The organism is Microcystis sp. M53603_WE2, from assembly GCF_030065435.1.
On sequence record NZ_JASJFF010001246.1, the window covers coordinates 1 to 4,673 of the forward strand.

Annotated in this window: 7 protein-coding genes, 1 tRNA gene and 1 pseudogene; 5 read left to right on the forward strand and 4 right to left on the reverse strand. The window is 44.3% G+C overall.

From position 1 onward, the window contains the following. Together PX481_RS26080 and PX481_RS26085 are read left to right on the forward strand one after the other, a co-directional pair. Positions 1–126 (forward strand): annotated as a pseudogene (locus PX481_RS26080) (RNA-guided endonuclease TnpB family protein); the annotation flags it as partial. Positions 127–333: 207 nt separating this feature from the next. Continuing rightward, positions 334–516 carry a PIN domain-containing protein gene (locus PX481_RS26085; protein WP_288059492.1) on the forward strand — a complete coding sequence of 61 codons (183 nt, stop codon included), beginning with the start codon at positions 334–336 and terminating at the stop codon, positions 514–516. 56 nt (positions 517–572) lie between these two features. On the opposite strand, the gene bioF is transcribed toward PX481_RS26085, so the two are convergent. Then, positions 573–1,730, reverse strand: a complete 1,158-nt coding sequence (gene bioF / locus PX481_RS26090) for an 8-amino-7-oxononanoate synthase (protein WP_288096860.1) — start codon at positions 1,728–1,730, stop codon at positions 573–575. 67 nt (positions 1,731–1,797) lie between these two features. After that, the gene (locus tag PX481_RS26095; RefSeq protein ID WP_002763426.1) at positions 1,798–2,157 is read right to left on the reverse strand and encodes a DUF6464 family protein; all 360 of its coding nucleotides are present in this window, start codon (positions 2,155–2,157) and stop codon (positions 1,798–1,800) included. A 414-nt stretch (positions 2,158–2,571) separates the two neighbouring features. Here PX481_RS26095 and PX481_RS26100 point away from each other — a divergent pair, with 414 nt between their 5' ends. Both PX481_RS26100 and PX481_RS26105 read left to right on the forward strand, forming a co-directional pair. Further along, positions 2,572–3,120 carry an RDD family protein gene (locus PX481_RS26100; protein WP_002763424.1) on the forward strand — a complete coding sequence of 183 codons (549 nt, stop codon included), beginning with the start codon at positions 2,572–2,574 and terminating at the stop codon, positions 3,118–3,120. A 387-nt stretch (positions 3,121–3,507) separates the two neighbouring features. Continuing rightward, positions 3,508–3,783, forward strand: a complete 276-nt coding sequence (locus PX481_RS26105) for a hypothetical protein (protein WP_002763421.1) — start codon at positions 3,508–3,510, stop codon at positions 3,781–3,783. Between the two features lie 226 nt (positions 3,784–4,009). Here the strand turns inward: PX481_RS26105 and PX481_RS26110 are convergent. Both PX481_RS26110 and PX481_RS26115 read right to left on the reverse strand, forming a co-directional pair. After that, positions 4,010–4,083: transfer RNA gene (locus PX481_RS26110), tRNA-Arg, on the reverse strand. Between the two features lie 104 nt (positions 4,084–4,187). Continuing rightward, on the reverse strand, positions 4,188–4,379 hold the full coding sequence (locus PX481_RS26115; protein ID WP_043996070.1) for a hypothetical protein: 192 nt from the start codon (positions 4,377–4,379) through the stop codon (positions 4,188–4,190). A gap of 206 nt (positions 4,380–4,585) precedes the next feature. Here PX481_RS26115 and PX481_RS29915 point away from each other — a divergent pair. Next, the coding region (locus tag PX481_RS29915) for a sugar phosphate nucleotidyltransferase (RefSeq protein WP_502888637.1) at positions 4,586–4,673 on the forward strand (88 nt) is incomplete at its 3' end.

The window sequence follows — 4,673 nt, forward strand, 5'->3', positions numbered from 1 at the left end:
GTAGGGCATACCGGAACCTTTGGGCTCGATCCAATAAACGCTTGGGGAGAGAATACCTCTACTTTTTCAGAAGCAATTCTGTCTAAGCAAGTAATCTCTGTGAACCAAGAATCCCCGTCTCTTTAGAGCGGGGAGTGTCAAGTCAATGATTCGCGTTATCCTAGTAAGCAGGCAATCGCAGCTTCTCTAGTAGCTAATCTGACAGAGGGAGTTTTAATTTGGCAGGTTGCCTGCGAATATTTAGCGGCAAGCCGCAAACTTGAGCCATTTGGGTATGACAGAGCGCAAGCCTATCAGTACATTCGAGATTTGCAACAGGTTTGGTACACAGCTTTGCCAACTTGGGCTGTGATTAATCGTGCTGAGGACTTGATGATCCGTTTTAGTTTGTCTCATTGGGATTCGATGGTGGTTGCTGCTTGTTTGGAAGCAAACGTCGAAACTCTCTATACAGAAGACTTTGGGTATTCAGACATTGATGGGCTGAAAATTGTCAATCCTTTCAAGAGTCCCTAAACCTGCCGCATCATAAGTCGTTTCCCATACCCCACTTCCCACGAAAAACTTTTTCTCTATGTGGAGAAAGATTCGCCAATAGACTGAACAAGAACCTCTAGATGGGCGAGGCTATGGGTGGCCATGGCAGTAAATCGCAGACGACTGGTGGGAACGGTAGGAGGACGAATTGCGGGGGCAAAAATCCCTTTTTCTAGCAGTTTTTGCGATAATTCTAGGGCTTGACCCGGATTGGCCACCGGTAAACATAAAATCGCCGCTTCCGAAGGCAATATATTAAGATTATTTAATTTACTCTTGACAAAATTAATATTTTGGTGTAGGCGTTGGCGACGTTCCGGCTCCAGACGAATAATCTCTAAAGCCATTCTAGCGGCGGCGGTGTCGGCGGGGGATAAACCGGTAGTATAGATCCAGGTGGCGGCGCGATTGCGGATAAAATCGATAATTTTGGCGTTTCCGGTCACATACCCCCCTAAACTGCCCAAAGCTTTACTCAGGGTTCCCATCTGAATTAATTCCCGTCCCTGACAACCACAATATTCCACGCAACCTGTGCCATTTTCCCCCATAACCCCGGTAGCGTGGGCCTCATCCACCAAAACCATGCAATTATAAATCTCGGCTAGAGCGAGAATTCCCGCTAGGGGACAGATATCCCCATCCATACTAAACACTGTATCAGTGAGCAGTAAACAATGACGATAGTGATGACGGTGGGCTAATAGCTGATTTTCTAAGTCTTCGAGACTATTGTGCCGGTATTCTTTCACCGTGGCACCGCTTAACTTGGCTCCATTTTTGAGGCTAGAGTGATTGTATTGATCGCCTAAAATCAGGTCTTTCTGCCCCACTAAACAGGTAATTGTCCCCAAATTGGCTAAATATCCCGAACTAAAAACGATCGCGTCTTCGCTATTTTTAAAAGATGCGATCGCTAATTCTAAGTCTCGATGAAGATCTCGGTGTCCACTTAATAGACGCGAGCCGGTGCTTCCAGTTCCATAGCGTTGTGTCGCTGCTATGGCTGCCGCAATCATTCTTTCATCGGCTGCTAATCCCAGATAATCATTACTGGCAAAATTAATCAGCGATCGACCCTCTAATTCTATAACGGCTCCGCCCCGGCCTTGAATGGTTTTAACCCTTCGATACCAATCGGCCCGATGGAGGGTTTTTAAGCTATCCTCAATCCAAGAGTAAGGATGATTCATAGGCGATTGATCAATATAGCGGTTAGCTAGGGGAAAATAGCCAGATTGTTGCCGAAAAAAGGCTCTTTTAAGGGTTAATAGTTTCGTAAAAACGACAATCTTGACAGGGACCTGGGGGGTTAATCGCACAGCGCAACAGTTCGGATCTGGCGTTAAAACGACAACTAGCATCCCCCATCACCCAACGTCCTTCAATCAAACTTTTTTCGTTAGGGGTGGGAGCAGTTTGTACATAAAGGGATATTTTGCGTAAACAATAGCCACCAATCTTGTATTGATACTGGTGGTGACGTTCCAAAACCGCATAGGTTTGTCCTTTTAAGGCCAAATAATTACCCGGTTGTGGCATCCAATCCAACTGTATCTCTCCCAAACTTTGCCGCGGATGGGTCAGAATAACCTCCGTTGTTAATGAATCTTGCTCCATGATTATCCCTGTATTCTGGGCTACCTTTGCTCAATGGTAGCTTAGATCTCCGAGTCGATTAATAATTATATCTCCTGCAAAAATCAAAAATCTGACCTTAGGTGAGGAGACCCCCAGACAGAAGACTCCGAGACGGGGGGAGAAAAAAGACAAGAGACAAATATCCTAGAATTGCCAATTTCCCGATTAAAGTGGAAGATAAACCGCAGGATTTTTCCGAGAATTTACTTTAAATCTCTTGCATAATTAATTTTTCAGGGTTCAAAAACTGCAAAAATAAGGACTAAATGGCATAAAGTCTGTAAATAGACTATTTAACTAATTATTATTCATTCTTAATTCTCCTGACTACTGACTACTGGCTACTGACTCCTAACCCTCACAACAATTTTTGATTTTTACAAGAGGTCTTTTATGGTTTACCCCATCCCGCCTGAAGATAATCTACCGCAAAAATTTCCGAAAATTCCCTTAGATCGTCGCGCCTATGCTTTCCTGATCGACTTTGCCTCGATCTGGTTTTTAAGCTCCTTTGCGAACGGTACACCTGTACTGCAATTCTTCCTTTTTCTCCTGATCTGGTGGTGTTTGCGGGTGTTATTGGTAGCGCAGAATCAGGGTCAGAGTTTAGGCCGTTGGGCCTTGGATATGAAGATCATCGATCTACGACTTCAGCGTTTACCCGGAATTTTGGAGTTAAGCAAAAGAGAGGCGATCGCTGGTGGGGGGGCAGCTTTAATGATGCTAGGGTTAAATACTTTTTTTGGCAATCCTTTAAGTTTGATTTTACTATCTTCGCCCCTTTTCGCCGATTGTGGTATGGCGATCGGCGATGAACAATTGAACCGAGCTTTCCACGATCGCATCGGTGGCACGATTGTTATTCCCACCCGTCGGGGTTTTTCTCTCGATCTACGTTTAAGAAGGCTTTGGTATCAAATTAAGGGCAGAATGAGAAGATAAATATCAGTGATCAGTTATCAGTTATCAGTTATCAGTTATCAGTGATCAGTTTTAAGTTTTGAGTTTTAAGTGAGCAGTATTATAGCAGTTTTCATCAGAATGAGGTATGGGCAAGGGGCTTAAGCCCTTTGTTGGCAAAACTTGTCGATACCTCAGTAACGTGAAAAGTGCTATATGTGGGTTTTCCTGTAACGGGAAAACCCTTGATTTTGTCTCCCTGACTTGGTAATAGTCAGGAAAGATTAAGACTCCTGATGAGATCGCATTACAGTGGGAATTTAGGAAATCGGATCAGCGTTGGCATCGAAAAGCCCATAATTAAAGTTATTCCCCCATCCGACGGGCATCGGTGGGGGACAAGAATTAGTCTATTAGGAGTTTACCAAAATGTCAGAAGACAGATTAGAGCGGATCGAGAGAATAGTGGAATCGAACGCTCGCGCTATTCAAGCCCTAGCTGATGCCGTCGCTAGTGACCGCGAGGAACGGAAACAGGAGAAAAAAGGGCTTTACGATTACCTAGCTCGAATAGCAAGCGCACAATCAGATTTTTATGAGACTCAAGCCGATTTTTACCGGCATCTAGAGAGAATGGATGATCGACACGCTCAAATGATTGAAATCATCCGACAGATTAACAAGAACAGAAGCGATCAAGCCTAACCTCTAGAAGTTGCCCGTAGCCGTGCCTACGGGCTTAATTAAGCCCGTAAATATTTCGATAATGGGGTTGATGCTATAGCAGTTTTTATCAGAATGAGGCATGGGCAAGGGGCTTAAGCCCTTTGTTGGCAAAACTTGTCGATACCTCAGTAACGTGAAAAGCGCTATAAATAGCAGTTTCCCAGCATCTTTTCACTGTTTACTGTTTACCGATCACTGAAAAAGGCGGGATCGGCCGGGATCGAACCGGCGGCCTAGTGCTTAGGAGGCACTCGCTCTATCCAACTGAGCTACGACCCCTTTTTTCCCTAACCATGATAAGCCATCCATGGCTAAACTGTTGATTGCCATCGATACCCACCTACTTTCTGTTTTATGGCCGTGACCTTGGCAGTATGTTAATTTTATTTGCCCTTGAGGGCTTTTTTAAAATTCTTGCGATAGGCGGGATTAACAGCCAACAGAAGCGGCCAGAACAGTGTTAGAGCTAAACGATTGGGTAAACTGGAACTAAAGTTAGTGCTTCTGTACCCATTCCAGAATTTCCAACCACCGACACCATAAAAAATTATTAAGATAAAAATAACGAGTCTCATGCCATCTCATCCTTAGATTTAGACAGTTCACATCTCCTATTTTAAGCTTTGGTTTTGCTGGCCTGGGAAAAGAAAATATTGTTCTGAATCCGGGAGACAGTGTTAGAATGCCGGTTAGGAACTAGCTCGATCGAGATAGGAAAACTAAAGCCATAATTTGCAAAAACTATTTAAAAACGGCGAAAAGATAGCCTTGGGAGGAAGTTATGCGAGCGGTACTAATGGCAGGTGGTTCGGGGACAAGATTACGTCCGCTTACTTGTGATCTTCCCAAACCGATGGTCCCGATTCTCA

Excerpts from the sequence above, each read along its gene's own strand:
- PX481_RS26115 (WP_043996070.1), bottom strand. The coding sequence starts at position 4,379 with ATGAGACTCGTTATTTTTATCTTAATAATTTTTTATGGTGTCGGTGGT.
- bioF (WP_288096860.1), bottom strand. The coding sequence starts at position 1,730 with ATGAATCATCCTTACTCTTGGATTGAGGATAGCTTAAAAACCCTCCAT.
- PX481_RS26105 (WP_002763421.1), top strand. The coding sequence starts at position 3,508 with ATGTCAGAAGACAGATTAGAGCGGATCGAGAGAATAGTGGAATCGAAC.
- PX481_RS26100 (WP_002763424.1), top strand. The coding sequence starts at position 2,572 with ATGGTTTACCCCATCCCGCCTGAAGATAATCTACCGCAAAAATTTCCG.
- PX481_RS26095 (WP_002763426.1), bottom strand. The coding sequence starts at position 2,157 with ATGGAGCAAGATTCATTAACAACGGAGGTTATTCTGACCCATCCGCGG.